We start from the raw sequence: 344 nt of genomic DNA on the forward strand, positions 1-344 counted from the left end.
GTGTACACCGGGTGGCCGAAACCGATCACCACTTCCTTGTTTTCCACGCGGCGCGAGATGTCGATGTGCGCCTCGTCCGGGCTGTCGTAGCGCTTCTGGATCTCGAACGCCACTTCGTTGGCGCCGCCGTGCTTGGGGCCGCGCAGCGCGCCGATGGCGCCGCAGATCGACGAGTACATGTCCGAGCCCGTGCCGGCGATCACGCGCCCGGCGAAGGTGGAGGCGTTGAACTCGTGCTCGGCGTACAGGTTGAGCGAGGTCTGCATGGCGCGTTCCCACAGCGCCGAGGGCTTCTGGCCGTGCAGCAGGTGCAGGAAGTGCGCGCCGATGGTGTCGTCGTCGGT

At 67.2% G+C, this 344-nt stretch carries 1 protein-coding gene; it reads right to left on the reverse strand.

Features of this window, described 5'->3' with window-relative positions; genetic code table 11:
• A partial coding sequence (locus ACYP5B_RS12790) for a citrate/2-methylcitrate synthase (RefSeq protein WP_459569865.1) occupies nucleotides 1–344 on the reverse strand: 344 nt, incomplete at both ends.

The organism is Cupriavidus sp. 8B, from assembly GCF_054589115.1.